Below are 21527 nucleotides of genomic sequence, written 5' to 3'. Positions count from 1 at the left end.
CTGCGGCCCGTTGAGCGGGTCCGCTCCGCTCCCCCACCCCAGGGCCCTTCCGGCTCCGCCTCCAGGACCCCAGGCCTGCTCCGCAGGCCAAGCTGGCAGCAAGGACTACCCGCGCCTGGGTTCCCCGACCACTTTGCCGTCCTTCACGAACAGCCTCACCCGCTGCTCATTGAAGTCCATCGTCACCATGCTGCCCTCAGGCACCACATGGACCGTAATCTCCGGAAACTCCGCCCCGATCTGCCGACCGGCCTCCTCCGCCGACTTGCCCATCAGCTCCGGCCACACGCTCTTCGCCTCCATCAGCCCCTCCAAAGGTGATGATCGCTTCGTCCGGCTCCGCTCGACGCTACAGGCCACCGCTGTGTGGAACTTGGGGCTCCCGCTTCGCACAGAGGTGGCCCCGTTTCACAGGGTCCGGGCCTGAGGCCTGTTGGGCGGATCCGCTTCACTCCCCCGCCCTGAGGCCTTCCATGACTCCGTTTCCAGAACCAAGCCCGCTCCGCGGGCCGGCTGCCAAAGAGGAAAACATGGTCACGAAGCCTTGAGGAGACCTCGTCGAAACAGCCTTCCAACAAGAGTGCTTCAATTTTTCTCATAGCTAGACTCTGGAAAGATCATCTCGTACCAGATCCACTGACCTGCGACAGCGGCTCTCGCATCAATGAATGTGCGCAGAACTCAACGAACCTGCGCGGGCCCGATTCCTGCCGCGGTTCGGGCTAGCCCAGCGTCCAGGGCTCGCGGCCGTCCCCGGGGCGCAGCTTGAGGTTCGTTGAGAAGTGGATAGCAGAGTGGGACCTGGCTCCAGGCCTGGTCAGGAAGTATTTCACCGCATCGTGTGGATCGACGCATCTGCCCAGCGTGTGGATGGGTAGCAGCTCCTTGTCGGCTCTCACCCGGCCAGCCTGAACAGCTACCCAGGCCGATCACCGTCCCGTCGTTCCACCTCCGTACACATCAGCCGTTTCCCACCTCCTCAAATCGACCAGACCGCCCAGGAGGACAGGGCCGATATGCCGACCACCAACCGCGTCGACCAGCGCGAGGCCGCCCAGCGAGAAGCCATCGATGCGGTCCTGCACGCCCTTGAGCCGCCCACAGGATCACCAGTTCCCGAAAGAGGGCTCCGCACGCAGGTGATCATGGCGACCGGATCCGGAAAAACCCGCGTCGCGATCCACAGTGCACAGGAGCTCCACGCAGACCGTGTGCTGGTCCTGGTGCCCTCGCTGGACCTGCTCGCCCAGACCGAGGCAGCATGGCGCGACGGCGGCCGCCAGAGCCCGGCGATCGGCGTGTCCTCGCTCCGCGGTGAAGAGGCGCCCTTCCCCAACACCACGGACGCGGACGAGCTCGTCGAATGGACCCGGGGCCTGAACGAGGTCACCGTCTACGCCACCTACGCCTCTCTCGGCCTGGGCACGCTGGAAAAGGCACACAGCGCTGGCCTTCCGGCATGGGACCTCATCGTGGTCGACGAGGCTCACCGAACGTCAGGCCGGATCGGGAAACCCTGGGCGGTCATCCACGACAACACACGCATCCCGGCGCTCCGACGCCTGTATATGACAGCCACACCAAGGCTGTGGCAATTGGGAAACAACGGAGCCCGAGTCCCCGGCGAGCTGGTCGCGAGCATGGACGACACTCCCCACGGCACCTTCGGCAGCCGCTGCTACACCCTGACACTCTCAGAAGCCATCGACAGGGGAATCTGTGCCCCCTACCAAGTTGTCTGCGTCGACATCACCGATCCCCAACTCCAAGCCGCGCAGCTCCTGGGCACCGAGGCCCGCTCCGAGGAGGTCCGGGGGGCCCGGATCGCCGCTCTGCAGACCTCGCTGGTGAAAGCGTCCTCGGTGGAAGACTTCCGCAGGACGCTCGTCTTCCACCACGTTGTCAAAGAAGCCGAGGCCTTCGCGGTCGGCCTCCCCGACGTCACCGCGCAGCTGAACAACGTGGACCCTGAGCTCTACCCGGCCACCATCTGGGCGGACTGGCTGTGCGGGGAACACAGGCCGCTCCATCGGCGCCGTGTCCTCGCCGAATTCGCCGACAGCATCGCCACGGATGGCACCACCGTGGAGAAGGCCTACCTGTCCTCCGTGAAGGTGCTCGGTGAAGGCGTCGACACCCGCACCTGCGACTCCGTCTACTGGGCCGACGTCCGCGGCTCCATGCCCGACCTCGTTCAAGCCGTCGGCCGCGCCCTGCGCATGCAGCCCGACGAAGGGAAGGTGGCTTCCCTCGTCGTGCCGGTCCTCCTCGGACCCGGCGAGACGCCAGACAACATGCTCACCAGCCGAGCGTACGGCGGACTCGCCAAGCTCCTGGCAGCACTCCGGGCCCACGACGCCCGGATCGTGGAAACCCTCGCCGAACCACAGGCGCCGAGCCGCTATAAGCCCAGCACCACGAACAGCGCCATGAACAGCAATGGAAGCAGGGACGGCTCCAGAGACGTCAGCGCGCCCGCCAAGGCCCTGCTCAAGTTCTCCACGCCCCGCGACCCAGCCGCGCTCTCCGCGTTCATCAACCTGCGTGTCCTCAACCCCGAACACGAACACTGGCGACGCGGGATCGAGGCCGCCGTCATTTACGCCCGCACCCAGGGCGACCTCCGCGTCCCGTCCACCTTTCGCGTCCCCGCCGTAGAGGCCACGGCGACATCCCGCTGGCCAGCCACCCTCGCCGCCTTCCCCCTCGGACAGTGGATCGCCGACGCTAGGCGCCTCTACAACCGCGGCGGCATGAGCCAGGAACGCGCCCGGCAGCTGGAGAAACTCGGCATGATCTGGTCCCACTACGACGTCAACTGGGAAGAAGGCCTGTCCGCCGCACATGGCTGGGCCGCCGAACACGGACACCTCTTGGCGCCGGTGGACGCCACCTACCAAGGCGCGGCGGTGGGAATCTGGCTGAAGAACGCGCGAGCCGCGGCCCGCAAGGCCACGGAGATCGAGCAGCGGCGCACCCAGGGACTGCCAGTCCACTCATCGGCCTGGACGATGACGCAGGAACGCCGCGAGCAGCTGGAGGCGATCGACCCCGCATGGTGCCCCGTTTGGCCGGTGGCCTGGCAGCGCTGCTTCCACCTCGTCCGCCGCCATCTCGGCACCGGCCAGGACCTGCCCACCGCTGCGGGCGAGACCATGTGCCAGGGCGAGGACCTCGGCCGGTGGGTCACCTCCGTCCGACACGGATGGGACCAACTCACCAGTGTGCAGCAGTGGATGTGCCAACACGTCCTCGGGATCGCACCTGCCGGCGAGGACGAGAAGCCGAAGCCCCGCACCAGCCAGGCGGACAAGTGGGAGCTGCACTATGACGCTGCGACCCAGTTCTTCGCCCGCGAGGGGCACCTGACTGTGCCCCGCAAGCACATCGAGACGATCACCATCGGTGGCGACAGCCAGGACCAGGCACAGCGGGACGTCGAACTCAGGCTCGGTGCGTGGATCGCCAACCAACGCACCCGAGCCTCCACCCTCACGCCCCAGCGGACGGAGCAGCTCTCCAAAGTCGGCATGAGGTGGGCGTGATGGGCGTCGCCAGCTCGGACGCCGCATTCGCCGTCGGCTACCTGCTCGGGCAGCGCCCGTGCCAGAGATTGAACAGCTCGCTACAGCTCCCTCAAGGGCGTCTATCGCCAGCAGCCCGGTCCAGACCGGGACATACCATCAGCACGCCCCACGCCAAGCAGCAGCAGCAGCAGCAGCAGCGCAGCCCATCATGCTCACAGCCGCGTGCCGGATATCGACCTGCTGTGCCGTGTGCTGCCCGACCAGCGTGTTGCCCGTCCCTCACGCAGAGATGATGTATCCCGCGACGTATGATGCGTGCCGTCCTTCTGGACCTTCGCCAGCCAGCCGCCCCTGCGCAGGGTACGAGGGTGGGGCGCCGAAGGTGAAGTTGGACGGCCGCACAGCAGGAATCCCCAGGTCGTGGGGGGACAGGGGCACCCACACTCCTGTCTGTGGTACGGCCGTCCGGGCAGATTTGCCTCCCTGTCGGAGCAACTTCAGATGGGGAATTCTCCGAAGGGCCAGGAGCGTTTCGTCATTTCAATCATTCAGTCCCTCTTGGTCCATAAAGCCCGGATGCTTCTCGTCTGCGCTCTTGGCGAGGTGAAGGGGGGCGGGAAGGTTGGTGCGGCCATCCCACATGGCCGCTTGCTCTGAGATGCGGGCTGCGAGGCCGGTGAGTTGTTCCTCGCGCCATGCCCCAGGGTGCGCTACGACGTACTCGCTGCGGGTCATGGCGTGGAACGGGGAACTCATCTGGGCAATTTGGCCGCTGGGCAGCGTGCGGCGTGTGTGCTGGGTACCGGTCCTTTGGCCGCCAGCATGCTGGCGGGATTGGCCGGCGAACAGCCACGAGGGGACACCACCGTGGTCGGATCGGTAGAGGAGCTTTTCGGGCATGACAGGTTGCTCGGGGTTCTTGGGGAGTTTCCCTCCACCACCGATGCGTCGGGATGGCTGCGGGGTTCCTTGTCCGTTGCCGACACGGACGACTGAGATGTCCCAGCCTTGTGCGATGAGTTGTTGTCCCGGGATCCTCGGGTCGCCCAGTCTCTCGTTGGACAGGCCAGGCCAGATGCCTTTGCGCTGTTCGGTGAAGACGATGAGGGGATAACGCTGGGTGAGGGCGGCTAGGGCCCGGTCTACGTAGTCGCAGACGTGGTCGGGACCCTGCTGTTCTTTGCGTAGATGGTGGCCCTTCTTGCCGATGGGGCCGGTGTGGTGGAGTGCGCGGGCCCGGGCGAGGCGCTGCCAGCCTTGGTCGCTGTACATCAGGGTGGGCCAGTACTCGTCTTCCCCCTGTGTGATCCGCATGGCGACGAGGGTGATGGCCAGGACGGCGGCGCGTTTGGGGCGGCCGGTGGCTTCTTCGAAGCGGTGGAGGCGGGTCCACAGTCCGACGGCGACGGCTTCTCGGTCCAGGGCGGTGTCTTTGGCGTTGCGGTGGAACGCGGTGCCGGCCAGGCGGTTGTCGATGATGCCGGAGTCGGACTGCAGGCTGCCAAGTGCGATCTGGACTGCGTTGTCGTCTTTGTAGTCCACAGCGGGGTCCGGTGAGCCTGCTTTGCGGGCTTTTGAGCGCTCTACCCGGTCGCGCATGTTCATCCGGTAGGGGTCTCCGGGGTCGGAGTCCATGGTGATGAACTGGGAGGGGATGCCTCGTTCGGCGAACAGGTCTTTGAGGGCGTGCTTGGCGTCGGTAACTCTGTTCTCCTTCTCCTGGTCAGTGAGATATCGGGTCTCGCACAGGGCCGTGACGAGGTCGCGTTCGGCTGTGCGCTTGAACCAGGGAAGGCTGTTGAGGATCAGGCCGCGGTCCTGGTCACCGTGGCGGACGAGCTCAGGCAAGTGCATGGCCACTAGCTCGAAGCCGGGGACTACCTGGAGCGGCTTCTCGTCGGCGAGTCCGGCTAGGGCGGGGAGGCTGTAGTCACGGGCGAGTTGTCCAAGAACCCGTCGTTTCCACTCTGTCGACTCGTAGACGACGACAGTGCGCAGAGCTGCGATGTCAGCGTTGGCCAGGGCAGGAGCGATCTTGTCAGCCGGTACGTAGGGTCGGAAGTCGACGGTGGGTTTGCTGATCTTGACGCTGGTGGCCTGATAGGTGACCGGTGCCTGATCGAATACCCGGGTTGCATGTTCCTCTAGCTTGGCGAGGAACATTGCGCCAGCGCCTTTCTCGATCGGGTGTTTGCCCGTGCGGTGCACGCCCCGTACTTCGCTCAGCTCATCGAGATCGGTGGGCGGCTCGGGCAGCCGGCCGACGCCGCATGCCTCGACGATCTGGGCGGTGGCTCCGTGGTAGTCAACTGACTTCGGCTGCATAAAGCCGCCCGGCCCCTTCTCCCAGCGCGTTCGGATCGGGGCCTTGAGGATCACGTTGGGGTTCACGGAGTGACGTACGAGGGCGTTCCGGATGCCTTTCCAGTGGTTGGCGACGCGGGAGATGCGTGCCGAGAGGTGGGCGACGAGGATGCGCCCGCCCGGTGCTGGTTCGACTTCGATGTGGATGCGCTCCATCGCGTAGCCGACGATCCGCCGCCGTTTGCCGCTCTCTTCGTCTGTCCACGACTTCTCGTGGGTGAGCGGGGATTGCCAAGCGAGAAGGTCGCCGTCGCTGTCGAGGAGGAACGGCAGGGGCGCAGGCAGTTGGTCGTCGATGGGCATGGGCTGGCTGGCAAGCAGGTTCGCCAGTTGCCAGCCAGCGACCCTGAACGCCCAGTACGGTCCGGTGATGCGTCCTTGGGTGTCGCGCTGCAGGATGTCCCTGAGTGCGTAGGGCCCGCCGACTTGGAGATCCAGCAGGGGGGCGAGGGTGTCGTGCCGCTCGTGGCCAGGGATACGGGCTTCCCATTCGCGGACCAGGTTGCCGATCGCCAAAGGGTCGAGCGGGCTGGGGGTGATGAGGAGGGTGCGCCTGGCCCAGGGGCCGTTGAATGCCGGGCGGTTGGGGTCTGTGAACACCAGGCGTTCCCCGGTGACAGCGCGGGCGGCCGTTTGCAGGGAGGCGATCGGCTGCATGGCGTCCTTGCCCCTGGGCTTGGGCAGCCGGTTCCAAGTGGAGGGGAACTGCTCCGATTGAGGGTAGACGTACACCTCGCCCAGGAGCCGATCGTCCATGGGGAAGGACAGGGTGAAGAGGCTCTGGTCGCTGTCGGTGTTCACCACTGCGGGAACTCCTGTTCTTCTTCCAGGTTCGCGGATGCGCGTTCTGCCAGGCCGAGGAGGGCGTCTGTCATGGTGGTGCGGTAGATCTCCTCGATCAGAGGCATCTCCCCGCGTTCGGTCCACTCGGAGCGGAGTTGGCCCAGGAGTGCGGGGAGCGTGGAGTGGAAGGCAGTGTCGGTGAACGCCGCATCCAGGAGGCGCAGCAGTCCGGGGTCTCCGCCGCGGCGGGTTCGGCCGCCGAGTTGGATGAGGCGCGTGAGGATCTCGGCGACGACGGCGAGTTTGACGTCCGTGCCCAATGACTTGAAGTACCCCTGGCCGCTTCTGATGTCATCGAAGGTGTGGCCTGCCTGGATGCGCAGGCGTTCCAGTTCGGCAGCCGGGTGGGCACCTGTTTGATGGTGGCGGTACGCGATGGAGTTCACCATCGAGAGCAGCACCGGCGGGTCTTCCATGACCGGGACCGGCCGGTTGACCAGGCATGCGACATGCAGCAGGGAGCGGCCTGCGCTGTCGACGATGTTGAGACCTCGTTCGACGCGGGCCATGGGGGAGATGAGATAGCGGCACCGGCCGTGGCCCACGCTGTAGGGAAACTGCTCGAGCCGGTCGCTGGGGATGGGCACCCAGCCCGGCGGGTTGCGCTCGTAGGACGCCATGTCTCGGGCTCGCACAGCGACGCAGATCTCGGAGGCACCGACGCCAGCCGCGATCATGCCTCGTGCGATGGCCGGCCCCGCGGTGTATGCGGTGGGTGCGAGCAGGGCATAGGCGCGGTGTGCGGTCTCCGGGTCTACGGTGACGGCGGCCAGCTGTGGCGGCAGGTCGCGTCCGAGGCTGCGTCCCATGGCTTCGTAGGCGCGTTCTCGGTATTCGCCGTCGGTGCCCGAGACAACGATGTTGGCTCCGTTGTCCTGTCCTGGTTGCAGCTCGACGGTGAGGCTTCCGTTGACGTCGTCGGGTACGTACCAAGTGGGTTTCTGCAGGATGTGGTGTCGGGGGGCGTAGGGCATGTAGGCGGTGGCCGACATGCCGATCACGGCGCGGCGGGTCCCGGTGTGGGCGAGTGCGGTCACGTCCCCCAGGTAGGCGATGTGGGTGTGGGGGTCGCCGACGTAGGACTTGAGGTGGAGAGTCGTCTGGCGCCGGTCGGAGGGGTCGAAGGCTTCGGAGAACGCGAACAGCGGGCGGCCCAGGGGGCCGTAGGGGGCTGCTCGCCAGGGGACGTGCGAGGCGAGCGCGTCGGCAAGGTCGTTCGTGGCGGAGATGCCGGCGCCTTGGAGGGGGCCTGCGACGCTGACGATGCGGTGCAGGATGCTGCGCATCTCTTCCAGGTAGGCGCGGCGGGCGGAGAACAGTGCCAGGGGGTGGAGCCGCTTCTCGTCGGTCTCACCGGTGATGGCGGAGAACGCGTCCTCGATGAGTTTCAGGGTGGCGTGGTTGAGTCTGTCCAGTCCGCCTGACAGGTCGGTGATGGAGGAGAGCAGGCTGCGCAGTTCGGACAGGCCCTCAACGGTGTCGGCGAATTCCAGGGGGCCCTCGCGCTTGTAGAGCTGGCTGACGGCCTCCATCTGCTGAGGGCTGGGGCGCTCGCCGGTGGGCAGACCAAAGATCCGGGCGGCGATCAGGCCGTCCCATCGTCGTGGCACGACCATGCTGCGGCGTTCACGGTCCGGGTGGATGACGCCTCCCACGAGGTGGGACACGTACGACTCTGCCAGCCACATCAAATGCGTGATCAAGGGGCGCAGGTACTGTTCGACGCTCATGTCAAGGCGGTTGCAGTGCTGCCTGAACTGGGCGTCGAGATCACGCACCGGCGTGTTGGAGGATCCGTCCCGTGCCAAGAGCACCTGGCGGGCGGCGCGGTCGAATGCCAAGGCCTGTAGCGCGTCGACCTCATCGATGATCACAAGGTGGCTGCGGTGCAGGAGGAGTTGTTCGGTGGTCATGTTGCGGCCGGGTGCGGGACGTCCTCGCAGGGGGGTGTGGATGTGCCCGCTGAGAAAGTTCGCATGGTTGGTCACCAGGATGCTCGCCGTGGCCGCGGCGCGGTGGTGGCGGAACTTCCCGCAGGTTCCGCGCCAGGGACACGCGTACACCGTGCGCCCGCCGGGTCCGTTCGCCTTGAGTTGGTCGCACGGTTCCTGGCCCGGTGACCATGAGTCCACCGCCGCCGATGAGACAGTGGCATGCGCGGTCAGCGGACAGCTGTAGGACATCTCCCGGTATACCCAGGAGCGGAAGGCTGGCCCATCCTGCGGATTGCTGGCCGCTTGTTCGGCGAGCTCCTGCATGGAGGCCGGGGAAATGATCGGAGCGACCTGCGCTTTCACGCCCAGGTCGTCCAGGTCCTGGCGCAGCCGGTGCACGCAGGCAAGTACTTGGGCGCTCTGCGGGACCACCAGCGACATCACCAGGCCGGTCTGTGCGCACCATAGCGCCACGAGTTCGCTGAGCACGTTCTTGCCCATGCCTGTGGGAGCATGGAAAACCTGCAGGGGACCAGCAGCAGCGCGCAGAATTTCGCCCACGCTCGCGCCGTCCTGGCCTCGGGCGTGCTTCCGGATGTCTGCGACGGCCTTGCTCCGGTAGGTCTGGCCGCGCCGCTCGTCGAGCCGTTTCGCGATGCTCGCCAGTTCCGTGAACGGGATGTTCACTTCTTCCATCGCCGGGGCTGGGCGAAGAGTCTGCACCGCGCTTGTGGCCGGGGCGCCCTGGTAGTCGAGGTGGTAGACCACGTCCACAACGCGGCCAGATGGGCTCAGCGGGTCACGGATGCGCAGGTCGGAGATATAGCTCCCGGGCTGTGCGGGCTCAGGGAATGAGGCCGCCTTGGCGGCATTGTGCTCCAGCTCATCGAGCAGGACGTCGATCTGTGCTTCCGCAGCCGCGCTGGCGAGCACCAGCACCTGCTGCTCGCCCTCCGCCTGGGCGAACTCCGTTGCCTGACCACTCTTGAGGAGCGTGGCTGCCTCGTCGAGGAACACTGTGCGGGAGGCGAGGAACGCCGGCCGTTGCCGCAGCATGCGCGTGACCCGCACCTGGTCCACATCCGGCAGCTTTGGCCACGCGTCCCACAGGTGCATCTGCCCGGTGGTGAGGAAGTGCGCGTCGTGGAGGTCGACGACGTGTCTCCAGGCCGCCTGTTCCTCGCGCGCCCGGTTGGGGAAGAGCCGTGCGGCCAGCAGCACCGCTGCCCGTACAGCCAGGGGACCGCTGACGGAGAACTTGCCGCTGTTCCCGGACCTCATGCGGACTCCCCCTTGAGGCGTTTGGTCACTGCGGCTTTGAAGCGGCTCACGGTGAATACCGTGTACCGGCGGCCATCCGGCGTGCTCAGTGGATCCAGTCCGGCCTGGAGCGCGTTGACCTGGCCACTGCGGTGGTTGGGGACCACGATAATTTCCCCAGTCGGCGGTCGGTCGATGATCGTCTGAGGGTCCTTGTGGTCCTTTACGTCCACCCGGCCGCTCCAGCCGCCCTCCAGGTAGACCCCGATGTCCCACTCATCCATGTTTTCCCAACGCTCCACCCGCACCCCGGGCTGCTGTTCCAGCCACCGCATCAACGCCACCTCGACCAAACCCGGACAGGTGATGTAACGCCAGACCGCCCAGTTCACACAGAGCACTCCTTCGGCACGGATGGCTGCTGTCTTGGAGCGTGCACTGACACCGGTGACCCGCGGCGGCTTGCCGTTGTGCGCGCTGTCCTGAAGAAGTCCGAACCGGCCCTGATGTGACGGGTACTCGCAGCGCAGCTGCGCGGCCCGCAGCACCATGGGATAGGAGCACTGGGGACATGGCCACCACCAGGAAGCCTCCCGGCCCTGGAAGATGCGGTCCTTGGGGATGGCCTCGTAGACGTTCATCCGAGGAGCACGGCGGCGGGAGTACTCCTCTATCAGGGCCTGCTCCGTACCGCACGGCATCTCGGTGAGCATCGCCCGGGCTGCTTCGTACTCAGCCTGGCTACCGGAGCGGATCTGCCGGAAGGTGGACCGCTCGGTCTGCTCTGCGGTCTGCCGAACCCAGGCCGGCAGCCACATTCCGCCCAGCTCGAAGCGCCCGTCCTCCTGGTAGAGGGCCTCGAGGTAGCCCATCCCGGCCTCGAATGCCTGCTCGGTCAGCTCATTGTCGTTTTCGAGGACAATGAGGTCACCCATGTCTTCGGGCAGGTGGCTCCAGTCCAGCGGCACCCAATTACGCAGTCGCTGCGGAAGGCAGTCGATCATTTCAGACGGTGTCGCGGGTCCTGCCCCGATGGGCAGGCAGGCCAGGAGGACACCGTGCATGCGGGACAGTTCCCGCCAGGCACGTTCTTCTTCGTTTCTGTGGATCCAAGCCGCTCCGGCCCGCAGTACGGCCGTGACGACCCTTCGCGCTGTTGTGTGCTCGCCAGAAGGCACGACTCATTGCCCCTTCCATGCCCCACCAGTGGTATTCGGGGCTCATCCAGACGGGTCAGCGCTAGGCACCTTACTCAGAGGGACTGACAACCACGCTGAGTTCAGTCAATTTGCCGCGGGGTGCCTGCCCGATGGCATATCCCGAGGCGATGGCCATCGCGGACCGTGCAGGTCGCCGGGTGCGGGAATGCGGGGGCTGCTCGTCAACACCAGCGCATGTCCAACACCTCCAGAGCGTTGATCTGCTGCAGGGTGAGCCGGGCGGGATCGCGACGCCGTTCGGACAGCCAGCGGCGCAGCAGGAGCGGGTCGCCCGCGTCGCCGCCGCGGTAGGTGGCGGGGACGGCGAGGTGGTGATGGGTGCGCCAGAACATGTAGGCCTCCCGCAGTCCTTTGTGGAAGGCCCAGGCCGAGTATCCGCGGGGGCGACGCAGGAGGTGAGTGAGGGGGTGGCGCAGGGGGATCTGGCCGAGGAGTTCGTGCGTGGGGCGCGGGCATGACCGGGGGTGCTCCGTTCAGGACCGGGCCCGCTGGCCGCGCCGGGTCAGCCAGAGCACGCCGGCGGCGCCGGAGAGCAGCACGGTGGCGCCCAGGGTGCCCAGCGCGATGGCGGAGTCCTCGGGACCGGTCTGCGGGAGCGTGTCGTCGGTGGGGCCGGCGCCGGACTGCGGGGCGGTTCCCCCGGATCCCTCCACGTCCAGCTCGAGGGAGGGCTTGGGGCTGTTGCCGGGGGTGCAGGTGGTGGTCGTGCCCATCGCCTTGATCGTGAGGACGCCCGCGGTGAAGGTGACCTTGCCGCTCTTCTTGGGCGTGTAGGTGCCCGAGAGGTCGGTGATCTTGATGGGCGTCTCGGCGGGCAGGGCCTCGGCGTTGGGCGGGCCGGAGACCGGGACCGAGACCTTCTCGGCGCCGTCGACGAGGATGACGGCGCTGGGGCTCATCGCGCCCTTGCCGAGCTCGATGGGGCTGGAGGAGACGCCCTTCTGGAAGGTCATCGTCAGCTTGTAGCCGCTGCCCTCTTCGACTGCCTTGATGTCGATGGGCGAGACCGCCGACTTGTCCCCGATGGGGGTCTTGCAGTCGTACTGGACGTCGATCACGGCGGCTTCGGCTGCGGGGGCGGCCAGCAGGACCGCCGTTCCCGCCAGCGCGGAGGCCAGCGCGAGCGCGGTGGATCGTTTCCGGTCGGACACCTTCGTCTTCCCCTCGACTTTCGGGCCACAAGTTACTGACGGCACATCAGATTGGTGGCTCAAGGTACGCCCGGGGCCTTACGGAGGGAAGACACAGGACAGCGCCGGATCAACGGCCCGCGGCCGCACCGACGCTGTCCTGTTACGGATGGGTTCAGACCGTCTTGCAGCCCTTCTGCCAGACGGCCGAAACCAGCGGGACGCCCGGCCGGTAGGCGAGGTGGACGTGGCTGGGGGCGTCCAGCAGGACCAGGTCCGCGCGGGCGCCGGGGGTGAGCGCCCCGATGTCGGTCCGGCGCAGCGCCCGGGCGCCGCCGGCGGTGGCGGACCACAGGGCCTCGTCCGGGGTCATCCGCATGTCGCGGACGGCGAGCGCGATGCAGAACGGCATCGAACTCGTGTAGGAGGACCCGGGATTGCAGTCCGTGGACAGCGCGACGGTGGCACCCGCGTCGATGAGCCGGCGGGCGTCGGGCCACTGGGCGCGCGTGGAGAACTCGGCACCGGGCAGCAGGGTGGCCACGGTGGTCGCGGCGGCCTGCGCGAGGGCGTCGACGTCGGCGTCCGTGAGGTGGGTGCAGTGGTCGGCGGAGGCCGCTTCGAGTTCGACGGCGAGCTGTACGCCGGGGCCGTGGGAGAGCTGGTTGGCGTGGACGCGCGGGATCAGCCCGGCGGCCGCGCCGGCGGTCAGGATCGCGCGGGCCTGCTCCCCGTCGAAGGCACCCTTCTCGCAGAAGACGTCCACCCAGCGGGCGTACGGGGCGCAGGCGGTCAGCATCTCGCCGGTGACCAGGTCCACGTAGCCGGCCGGGTCGTCGGCGTAGTCCGGGGAGACGATGTGCGCGCCGAGGTAGGTGACCTCCTCGGTGTGCGCGGCGGCGATGCGCAGTGCTCGTGCCTCGTCCTGGACCGTGAGGCCGTAGCCGGACTTGGTCTCGAAGGTGGTGGTGCCCTGGCGGCGGGCCTCGTCGAGGTGGCGCACCAGGTTGGCCTCGAGCTCCGCGTCGGTGGCGGCGCGGGTGGCGGCGACGGTGGTGCGGATGCCTCCGGCGGAGTAGGCGCGGCCGGACATGCGGGCGTTGAACTCGGCGGTGCGGTCGCCCGCGAAGACGAGGTGGGAGTGCGAGTCGACGAAGCCGGGGACGGCGGCGCGGCCCTGCGCGTCGTACGAGGCGTCGGCGGCGGGGGCCCGGTCGGCGGGGCCGACCCAGGCGACGCGGTCGCCGTCGATGACGACGGCGGCGTTCTGGATCAGGCCCAGGGGGGTGCCGTCGCCGAGGGCGGGGTCGTTGGTGACGAGGCTGCCGATGTTGGTGATGGCGGTGGTGGTCATGGTTCCTCGGGTGGTCGAGTGGATTCGTTCCCGGGGAGGGTCAGCCCCGGAGGGCGGCGATGGCTTCGGCCAGGGCCGACGGGACGTCCCCGATCAGCGCGTGCGCGCCGTCGCGGACGATGTGGCGGCCGGCCACGACCGTGTGGCGGACGTCCGCCGCCGTGGCGGCGAAGACGGCCGTCTCCGCACCGAGGCGCGGCAGCGCCCCCGCCGTCCGGACGGAGTCCAGCGCGATCGTGGTGAAGTCCGCGAGCGCGCCCGCCTCCAGGCGGCCCGCGTCGGGCCGCCCGAGGGCCGCGTGGCCGTCCTCCGTCGCCGCGGTGAGCAGCGCGTTCGCCGTCCAGTGCCCCCGGGTGCGGCTGCTGAGCCGCTCGTTCAGCTCCATCGCCCGCGCCTCTTCGAGCAGGTCGATCACCGCGTGGCTGTCGCTGCCCAGCGAGAGCGGGCTGCCCGCGTGCTGGAGCCGTACCGCCGGGCCGATGCCGTCCGCGAGGTCCCGCTCCGTGGTGGGGCACATGCAGGTGCCGGTGGTGGTGCCGCCGAGCAGCGCGATGTCCGCGTCCGTGAGGTGCGTGTTGTGCACGCCGGTGGTGCGCGGGCCCAGCACCCCGTGGTCGGCGAGCAGTTGCGTCGGGGTGCGCCCGTGGGCGGCGAGGCAGGCGTCGTTCTCGGCGGTCTGCTCCGAGAGGTGGACGTGCAGCGGGGCCCGGCGCTCCTCGGCCCAGCGGGCCACTGTGGCGAGCTGCCCGGCCGGCACGGCGCGCACCGAGTGGATCGCCGCGCCGATCAGGGCGTGCCCGCGGGGCTTGAGGGCGGACACCCGCTCGGCCCAGGCCTCCGCGGTCCCGTCGGAGAAGCGCAGCTGGTGCGGGTTGGGGGCCTCGCCGCGGTGCTCGTTCACGATGCCCGCCGCGAGATAGGCCGTGTCCAGGAGGGTGATCCGGATGCCGGCCTCGGCGGCGGCCTCGATCAGCGCCTCGCCCATGGCGTTGGGGTCGTCGTAGGGGACTCCGCCCGGCGCGTGGTGGACGTAGTGGAACTCGCCGACGTTCGTGATGCCGGCCAGCGCCATCTCGGCGTACACCGCGCGGGCGAGCGCGAAGTAGCTCTCGGGGGTGAGGTTCTGGGCGACCTTGTACATGAAGTCGCGCCAGGTCCAGAAGGTTCCGGAGCCGAGCTGCACGGTGGAGCGCAGGGCCCGGTGGAAGGCGTGGCTGTGCGCGTTGGCGAGGCCCGGGAGGGTCAGGCCGCGCAGGACCTCCGCGCCCGGGGGCGGGGTCTCGGACCCGGGCCCGGTCCGCAGGGCGGCGATCCGCCCGTCGTCCGCGACCTCCAGGGTGACGCCCGGCTCGACATGGGTGCCGAGCCAGGCGTGTTCCAGCCAGTACGTCTTCAGCACGTGCCCCTTCAACTGCATGCGAGGCCTTCCAGTACGTCGGCGAGGGCGAGGACGCCCGCAACGCAGTCGTCCTCGTCGGCGGACTCCCGCGGGGAGTGGGAGACGCCGGTGGGGTTCCGTACGAACAGCATCGCGGTCGGGACGGCCGCCGAGAGGATTCCGGCGTCGTGTCCCGCGCCCGTGCCGAGGACCGGGACGGCCCCGCCGAGGATCCGGTTGAGCTCGTCGCGCAGGGCGTGCTCGAACTCCACGACCGGGGTGAAGGACTCCCGGACGATGTCGAGGTCGATCCCGTCCTGCTCGGCGCGCTCGCGGGCGGCCTTCTCGATCGCGGTCACGACCGTGTCGAGGGTGGCCTGGTCGGATGCCCGTGAGTCGAGCCAGCCGCGCACCAGGGACGGGATGGCGTTGACCCCGTTGGGCTCGACGGAGATCTTCCCGAAGGTGGCCACGGCCCCGGCGAGGGCCGCCTCGGCGCGGGCCGCGAGCACGGTCTGCGCGTAGGTGAGCATCGGGTCGCGGCGGTCCACCAGGCGGGTGGTGCCCGCGTGGTTGGCCTCGCCGCGGAAGTCGAAGCGCCAGCGGCCGTGCGGCCAGATCGCGGAGGCGATGCCGACCCGGTCGCCGGACAGGTCCAGGGCCCGGCCCTGTTCCACGTGGAGTTCGACGAAGGCGCCGATGCGGGCCAGGCGTTCGGGGTCGGCCCCGATGGTGCCGGGGTCGTATCCGGCCGCCTCCATGGCCTCCGGCAGGCGTACGCCGTCCGCGTCGCGGAGCTCGTACGCCTTCTCCTTGGTCAGCTGCCCGGCGGCCAGCCGGGAGCCGACGCAGGCGAGCCCGAAGCGGGCGCCTTCCTCGTCGCCGAAGTTGGTGATGGCGAGGGGCCTGGAGAACTCCGCTCCCCTCCTGCGGAGTTCGTCCAGGGCCGCGAAGGAGGACACCACCCCGAGGGGGCCGTCGAAGGCCCCGCCGTCGGGGACGGAGTCCAGGTGGGAGCCGGTGACGACGGCGTCCCCCGCGAGGACGTCTTTGTACGTCTCAGCGCCGAGCCAGGCCCACTGGTTGCCGTTGCGGTCGGTCTCGTACGCGAGCCCGCGCGCTTCGGCCTGCGCCTGGAACCAGGTGCGGCAGTCGGCGTCGGCGCCGGTCCAGGCGTAACGGCGGTACCCGCCGCTGTCCTTGTCCCGGCCGATGGGCCGGAGCTCGGCCCACATCTCGTGGAACGAGGCTCCGGCGGCGGCTTCCTGGGTCACGCCTGGTCGCCTTCGCGCATCGGGATGCGGACGTCGCGCTCGTCGGCGACGGTCTCGGCGATGTCGTAGCCGGCGTCGACGTGGCGGATGACGCCCATGCCCGGGTCGTTGGTCAGGACGCGGCGGATCTTCTCGCCCGCGAGCTTGGTGCCGTCGGCGACCGTGACCTGGCCCGCGTGGATGGAGCGGCCCATGCCGACGCCGCCGCCGTGGTGGATGGAGACCCAGGAGGCGCCGGAGGCCACGTTGACCATGGCGTTGAGCAGCGGCCAGTCGGCGATCGCGTCGGAGCCGTCGAGCATGGCCTCGGTCTCGCGGTACGGGGAGGCCACCGAGCCGCAGTCGAGGTGGTCGCGGCCGATGACCAGCGGGGCGGCGAGGGTGCCGTCGGCGACCATCTCGTTGAAGCGCTCGCCGGCCTTGTCGCGCTCGCCGTAGCCGAGCCAGCAGATGCGCGCGGGCAGGCCCTGGAAGTGGACGCGCTCGCCGGCCATCTTGATCCAGCGGTGCAGGGACTCGTTCTCCGGGAAGAGCTCCAGCATCGCCTTGTCGGTCTTGTGGATGTCCGAGGCCTCGCCGGACAGCGCCGCCCAGCGGAAGGGGCCCTTGCCCTCGCAGAACAGCGGCCGGATGTAGGCGGGGACGAAGCCGGGGAAGGCGAAGGCGCGCTCGTAGCCGGCCAGCTGGGCCTCGCCGCGGATGGAGTTGCCGTAGTCGAAGACCTCGGCGCCGGCGTCCATGAAGCCGACCATGGCCTCGACGTGCGTGGCCATGGACTCGCGGGCGCGGGTGGTGAACCCGGCCGGGTCCTTGGCCGCGTAGTCCGCCATGTCGTCGAAGTCGACGCCGACGGGCAGGTAGGCGAGCGGGTCGTGGGCGGAGGTCTGGTCCGTCACGATGTCGATCGGGGCGCCCTCGGCGAGCATCTGCGGCAGGAGGTCGGCGGCGTTGCCGAGCAGGCCGATGGAGAGCGGCTTGCGGGCGTCGCGGGCCTCGACGGCCAGCTGGAGCGCGTGGCGCAGGTTGTCGGCCTTGACGTCCAGGTAGCGGTGCTCGATGCGGCGGTCGATGGCGCGCGGGTCGACGTCGATGCAGATGGCGACGCCGTCGTTCATCGTCACGGCCAGGGGCTGGGCGCCGCCCATGCCGCCGAGGCCGGCGGTGAGGGTGATGGTGCCGGCGAGAGTCCCGTTGACCCCTCCCTTGCCGATTGAATGCAGCTTGGCCGCGACGGCCGCGAAGGTCTCGTAGGTGCCCTGCAGGATGCCCTGGGTGCCGATGTAGATCCACGAACCGGCCGTCATCTGGCCGTACATGGTCAGACCCAGGTTCTCCAGCCGGCGGAACTCCTCCCAGTTGGCCCAGTCGCCGACCAGGTTGGAGTTGGCGAGCAGGACGCGCGGCGCCCACTCGTGCGTCTGCATCACGCCTACCGGGCGGCCGGACTGGACGAGCATCGTCTCGTCCTGCTTGAGGGTCTGCAGGGTGCGGACCATGGCGTCGTACGAGCGCCAGTCGCGCGCGGCCTTGCCGGTGCCGCCGTAGACGACGAGCTTGTCGGGGTGCTCGGCGACCTCGGGGTCGAGGTTGTTCTGGAGCATCCGCAGCGCGGCCTCCTGCTGCCATCCCAGGGTGCTCAGGTCGGTACCTCGTGCGGCACGTACGGGGCGGGGTCCTGACATGGCGGTGCCTCCTCCGGTGTTGGTCAATCCATTCACATCCTTGCTCCCTGAATAGATTCAGTCAACAGCTGCGGGCCGCCGCGCCGGATGATGGGATGGCGGACATGGCAGTCGAAACGCGTGGACGAGGCGCCGGCTCCGCCGCCGGGCGGCGCGACGAGGCCGTGCGGGCCGCCGTGGAGCAGGGCCTGATCGGCGAGGACCCGCCCCTGGTGTGCCTGCTCGACGTGGCCGGCATCCGCGCCTCCGCGGCAGCTCTGACCAGCGCTTTCGCCGGCGCTCTCGCTCCCGGCACCCCCGTCCTGCACGCCTTCGCGGTCAAGGCCGCGCCGCTCGTGCCGGTCCTGCGGCTGCTCGCCGACGCGGGGATCGGCTGCGAGGTGGCCAGCCCCGGCGAGCTGGCGCTGGCCCGCGCGGCCGGGGTCGCGCCGGAGCACACGGTCCTGGACTCCCCCGCCAAGACGGCCGCCGAGCTGCGCGAGGCCCTCGCGCTCGGCATCGCGGTGAACGCCGACAACCGCCAGGAGCTGGAGCGGCTCGACGCGCTCGTCGCCTCGGCCCCCACCGGGTCCCCGATCGGCGTACGGATCAACCCGCAGACCGGCGCGGGCACCATCGACGCCCTCTCCACCGCGACCGCGACCTCGAAGTTCGGCATCGCCCTGCGCGATCCGGGCGCCCGCGCATGGCTCGTGCGGGCCTTCCTGGACCGGCCGTGGCTCACCCGCCTGCACACCCACTCGGGCTCCCAGGGCGTTCCGCTGGCGCTGATCGCCGAAGGGGTGCGGGAGCTGTACGCGCTGGCCGAGGAGATCAACGCGGCCGCCGGGCGGCGGCAGATCGACACCCTGGACATCGGGGGCGGCCTGCCGGTGGACTTCTCCTCGGACGCCGGGGGCCCGGGCTACGGGGAGTACGTGTCGGCGCTGCGCTCGGCCGTCCCGGGGCTCTTCTCCGGCGCGTACGGGCTGGTCACGGAGTTCGGCCGGTCCCTGCTGGCCAAGCACGGGCTGGCGCTCTCGCGGGTGGAGTACACGAAGACCGCCGGCGGGCGGGCGATCGCGCTGACGCACGCGGGGGTCCAGCTGGCCACCCGCACGGTGTACGCGCCGGCGGCCTGGCCGCTGCGGATCCTGCCCTACGACGCCGAGGGTGCTCCGCTGACCGGGCCGCCCGTCGCGCAGGACGTCGCCGGGCCCGCCTGCTTCGCGGGCGACCTCCTGGCGGCCGCGCGGGAGCTGCCGCTCCTGTCGCCGGGTGACCTGGTCGCCGTCCCCGACACGGGGGCGTACGCGTTCACCGCCCACTACGGCTACAACAGCCTGCCGCGGCCGGCCGTGCACGGCTTCACGCTCACGGAGTCGGGCGGGGTCCGCTTCGCCCTGGTCCGCCCGGCCCAGTCCCTGTCCGACATCACCGCGGAAGCGGGCGGCTCGCTCCGCGACGCCCTGACCGGGCTCGGCGCGGCCTGCGACCCGACCGGGCGCGACCTCTGACCTGGCCGCGCCAAGCCCCCGGGGCTCCGCCCCGGACCCCGCGCCCTCAAACTCCCCCAGCTACCGCTGGGAGGTGCCCCCTGGCGGGGCTGGGTCTTCCAGCCCTTTGAGGCGCCGGGGTCCGGAGGCCGGCCCCCGGCAACGGCGCCGCACGGGTGGGCCCGGGCCCGTTCTCAGGCCGCCAAAGTGGCGGTCAGCGCCGGGGCTGGCGGAGCTCGACTACCGCTGAGCCGCGAGGGCCGGGCCTACTCCACGAACAGGCCGCGCGCCGCGGCCCGCGCGTCGAAGGCCTCCAGCCGCGCCTGCGCGTCCGGCAGCTCGTCCGCCATCGCCTCCAGCAGCACCCGCCCCAGCAGCATCGGCGCGCACGCCGTGTCGAAGGCCAGTCCGGTCCCGACCGGCGCCGGGATCAGCAAGTCCGAATGGCGGGCCACCGGCGCGAAGGCCGAGTCGGCGACCGTCACCACGGTCAGCCCGGCCGCCCGCCCGTGGTCCAGGGCCTCCGCGACCTCCTTCGGGTGCCGGGGCAGCGCGAAGCACAGCAGGGCCGAGGCCCCGGCGCCCGCCGCCGCGTCGATCCGGTCCGCGAGCATCGAGCCGCCCTCGTCGAGCAGCCGTACGTCGGGGTGCACCTTCGCCGCGAAGTACGCGAACCCGCGCGCCTGCGAGGACGCCGCGCGCAGCCCCAGTACGGGCAGCGGGCGCGACGCGGCCAGCAGCCGCCCCGCCTCCCGCACCGGCGCCGGGTCGGCGAGCATGGCGGACAGCTGCCGCAGGTTCTCGATCTCGCCCTGGACGGCCTGCTGGTACTCGTTGTACGCGTCCTCGTCCGCGGTCCCGGTCCGGGCGCCGGGCGCCACCTCCCGCAGGTGTTTGCGCAGCGCCGGATAGCCGTCGAAGCCCAGCGCCACCGCGAACCGGGTCACCGACGGCTGGCTCACCCCGGCCAGCTCGGCGAGCTCCACGCTCGACAGGAACGGCACCTCCGCCGCCCCGCGCACCATGCAGTGCGCGATGCGCCGCTGGGTCGGCGTCAGCCGGTGTCCCTCGAACAGCTTCTGCAGCCGCGCCGCAGGGCTCTCGCTCATCCCGTTCCCCTCCGTCCCGCCCGTCACCGGTGGGATATTCAGTCACGGAGCACTCTGCATGCGGTTATGCAGGACGGCAACCCGCGCCCGCGATCCGAGACCCCCGGAGGGGCGCCCGAAGGGCGCCCGGCACCGCCCGCGTCGTCTCGATGCCGGGCGACACGATGATGCCGGTCGCCATGGCCGTGGCCATGCGCTCGCTCGGCTACGGGGTGAGCGGCATCGGGCCCCGCCAGCGCCGTCTTCGGCGTCCGCCCCCTGCTGCTGGCCGGCTCCCTGATCAGCCTGGGCCGCGCCCTCGCCCTCCTGGTCGTCCGCCCCGTCCGCACGCTCGTCCGGCGCGATACGGGGGCTAACCCCAGTGCCGGTGGAGACGCCCGTTCCTAGGCTGGCCGCATGGAGTCCCAAGAGCTCAAGAAGGAACTCGCCGCCACGCTCGACGCCCGGCGGGAACTGGGGCCGGAGTACGAGGCCGCGCTGGTCGACTCGTTCGTCGAGAAGGTCGACACGCAGGTCCGCAGGCGCCTCGCGGAGGAACGCCTTTCGGCGGCGCGCGGCGAGTACCACGGCGGGGGCGCCGCGGCGCGGTCCTCGGCGGACGGCAACTTCGGCGAACGCTTCGGCTTCGCGATCATCACCCTGGTGCTGGCGATCCCGCTCTCCGCGATCGGAGCCGCCCAGGCCGATCTGAGCGGTCTGGTGGTCGTCTGGCTCGGCATCCTGGGCGTCAACTTCGTCCACGCCACCGGGTTCCCGCGCCGCCCCGCCCGGGATCCGCTGGACTGACCGGCCGGGAACGCGAAATCCCCCCGGACCGGGTCCGGGGGGATTCTCGGTGCGCTCCCCGCGGGGGCGCCGAAGGATTTGGCGCGGGAACCGCCGCACCCCGGTTGCCCGGGGGCGGGACGACGGCGGTCCCCGCGAAGGACACGGGCCGGGTCAGGGCCGTCCGCGCGTCCGTGGCGTCCACGCGGTCC

The 21527-nt window shown here is 69.8% G+C and carries 14 protein-coding genes; 3 read left to right on the top strand and 11 right to left on the bottom strand.

The annotated features are described in order from the left end of the window. Window positions 1–105: 105 nt before the first annotated feature. A complete protein-coding gene (locus DRB96_RS32150) occupies window positions 106–303 on the bottom strand; it encodes a serine protease inhibitor (protein WP_162689111.1) in 198 nt (65 codons plus the stop codon). Window positions 304–1016: 713 nt separating this feature from the next. Here DRB96_RS32150 and DRB96_RS32145 point away from each other — a divergent pair. After that, entirely contained in the window at window positions 1017–3545 is a 2529-nt protein-coding gene (locus DRB96_RS32145; protein WP_112451618.1) for a DEAD/DEAH box helicase, read from the top strand. A gap of 522 nt (window positions 3546–4067) precedes the next feature. On the opposite strand, the gene DRB96_RS32140 is transcribed toward DRB96_RS32145, so the two are convergent. The 9 genes from DRB96_RS32140 to hutU all read right to left on the bottom strand — a co-directional run bounded on the left by DRB96_RS32140 (window position 4068) and on the right by hutU (window position 17966). Beyond that, entirely contained in the window at window positions 4068–6692 is a 2625-nt protein-coding gene (locus DRB96_RS32140; protein WP_239517786.1) for an RNaseH domain-containing protein, read from the bottom strand. After that, a complete protein-coding gene (locus DRB96_RS32135) occupies window positions 6689–9949 on the bottom strand; it encodes a hypothetical protein (RefSeq protein ID WP_112451616.1) in 3261 nt (1086 codons plus the stop codon). Before DRB96_RS32135 ends, DRB96_RS32140 begins: the two co-directional genes overlap by 4 nt. Further along, entirely contained in the window at window positions 9946–11106 is a 1161-nt protein-coding gene (locus tag DRB96_RS32130; RefSeq protein ID WP_162689110.1) for a hypothetical protein, read from the bottom strand. The genes DRB96_RS32135 and DRB96_RS32130 overlap by 4 nt, the downstream gene beginning before the upstream one ends. A gap of 203 nt (window positions 11107–11309) precedes the next feature. Then, window positions 11310–11480 carry a hypothetical protein gene (locus DRB96_RS43310; RefSeq protein WP_162689109.1) on the bottom strand — a complete coding sequence of 57 codons (171 nt, stop codon included), beginning with the start codon at window positions 11478–11480 and terminating at the stop codon, window positions 11310–11312. A gap of 141 nt (window positions 11481–11621) precedes the next feature. Then, the gene (locus DRB96_RS32125) at window positions 11622–12299 is read right to left on the bottom strand and encodes an LPXTG cell wall anchor domain-containing protein (protein WP_112451614.1); all 678 of its coding nucleotides are present in this window, start codon (window positions 12297–12299) and stop codon (window positions 11622–11624) included. A 154-nt stretch (window positions 12300–12453) separates the two neighbouring features. Next, window positions 12454–13632, bottom strand: a complete 1179-nt coding sequence (gene hutI, locus DRB96_RS32120) for an imidazolonepropionase (protein WP_112451613.1) — start codon at window positions 13630–13632, stop codon at window positions 12454–12456. Window positions 13633–13672: 40 nt separating this feature from the next. Then, window positions 13673–15049 carry a formimidoylglutamate deiminase gene (locus tag DRB96_RS32115; protein WP_112451612.1) on the bottom strand — a complete coding sequence of 459 codons (1377 nt, stop codon included), beginning with the start codon at window positions 15047–15049 and terminating at the stop codon, window positions 13673–13675. After that, window positions 15040–16245, bottom strand: a complete 1206-nt coding sequence (locus DRB96_RS32110) for an allantoate amidohydrolase (protein WP_112453956.1) — start codon at window positions 16243–16245, stop codon at window positions 15040–15042. Before DRB96_RS32110 ends, DRB96_RS32115 begins: the two co-directional genes overlap by 10 nt. 35 nt (window positions 16246–16280) lie before the next feature. Beyond that, entirely contained in the window at window positions 16281–17966 is a 1686-nt protein-coding gene (gene hutU, locus DRB96_RS32105; RefSeq protein ID WP_112453954.1) for a urocanate hydratase, read from the bottom strand. Between the two features lie 104 nt (window positions 17967–18070). Between hutU and DRB96_RS32100 the strand changes: the two genes are divergently transcribed. Beyond that, complete coding sequence (locus tag DRB96_RS32100) at window positions 18071–19462, top strand: diaminopimelate decarboxylase (protein ID WP_112453952.1); 1392 nt, start codon at window positions 18071–18073, stop codon at window positions 19460–19462. Window positions 19463–19707: 245 nt separating this feature from the next. Here the strand turns inward: DRB96_RS32100 and DRB96_RS32095 are convergent, their stop codons facing one another. Continuing rightward, window positions 19708–20550, bottom strand: coding sequence for a MurR/RpiR family transcriptional regulator (locus tag DRB96_RS32095; RefSeq protein WP_112453949.1), 843 nt, complete (start codon window positions 20548–20550; stop codon window positions 19708–19710). Between the two features lie 396 nt (window positions 20551–20946). On the opposite strand from DRB96_RS32095, the gene DRB96_RS32085 reads away from it, so the two are divergent. Continuing rightward, the gene (locus DRB96_RS32085) at window positions 20947–21336 is read left to right on the top strand and encodes a hypothetical protein (RefSeq protein ID WP_112451610.1); all 390 of its coding nucleotides are present in this window, start codon (window positions 20947–20949) and stop codon (window positions 21334–21336) included. The last annotated feature ends 191 nt before the right edge of the window (window positions 21337–21527 follow it).

Source organism: Streptomyces sp. ICC1 (assembly GCF_003287935.1).
In the GTDB taxonomy this organism is placed as follows: Bacteria; Actinomycetota; Actinomycetes; order Streptomycetales; family Streptomycetaceae; genus Streptomyces; species Streptomyces tritrimontium.
The sequence above is the reverse complement of the archived record's forward strand: the minus strand, read 5'-3'. Positions and strand labels throughout refer to the sequence as shown.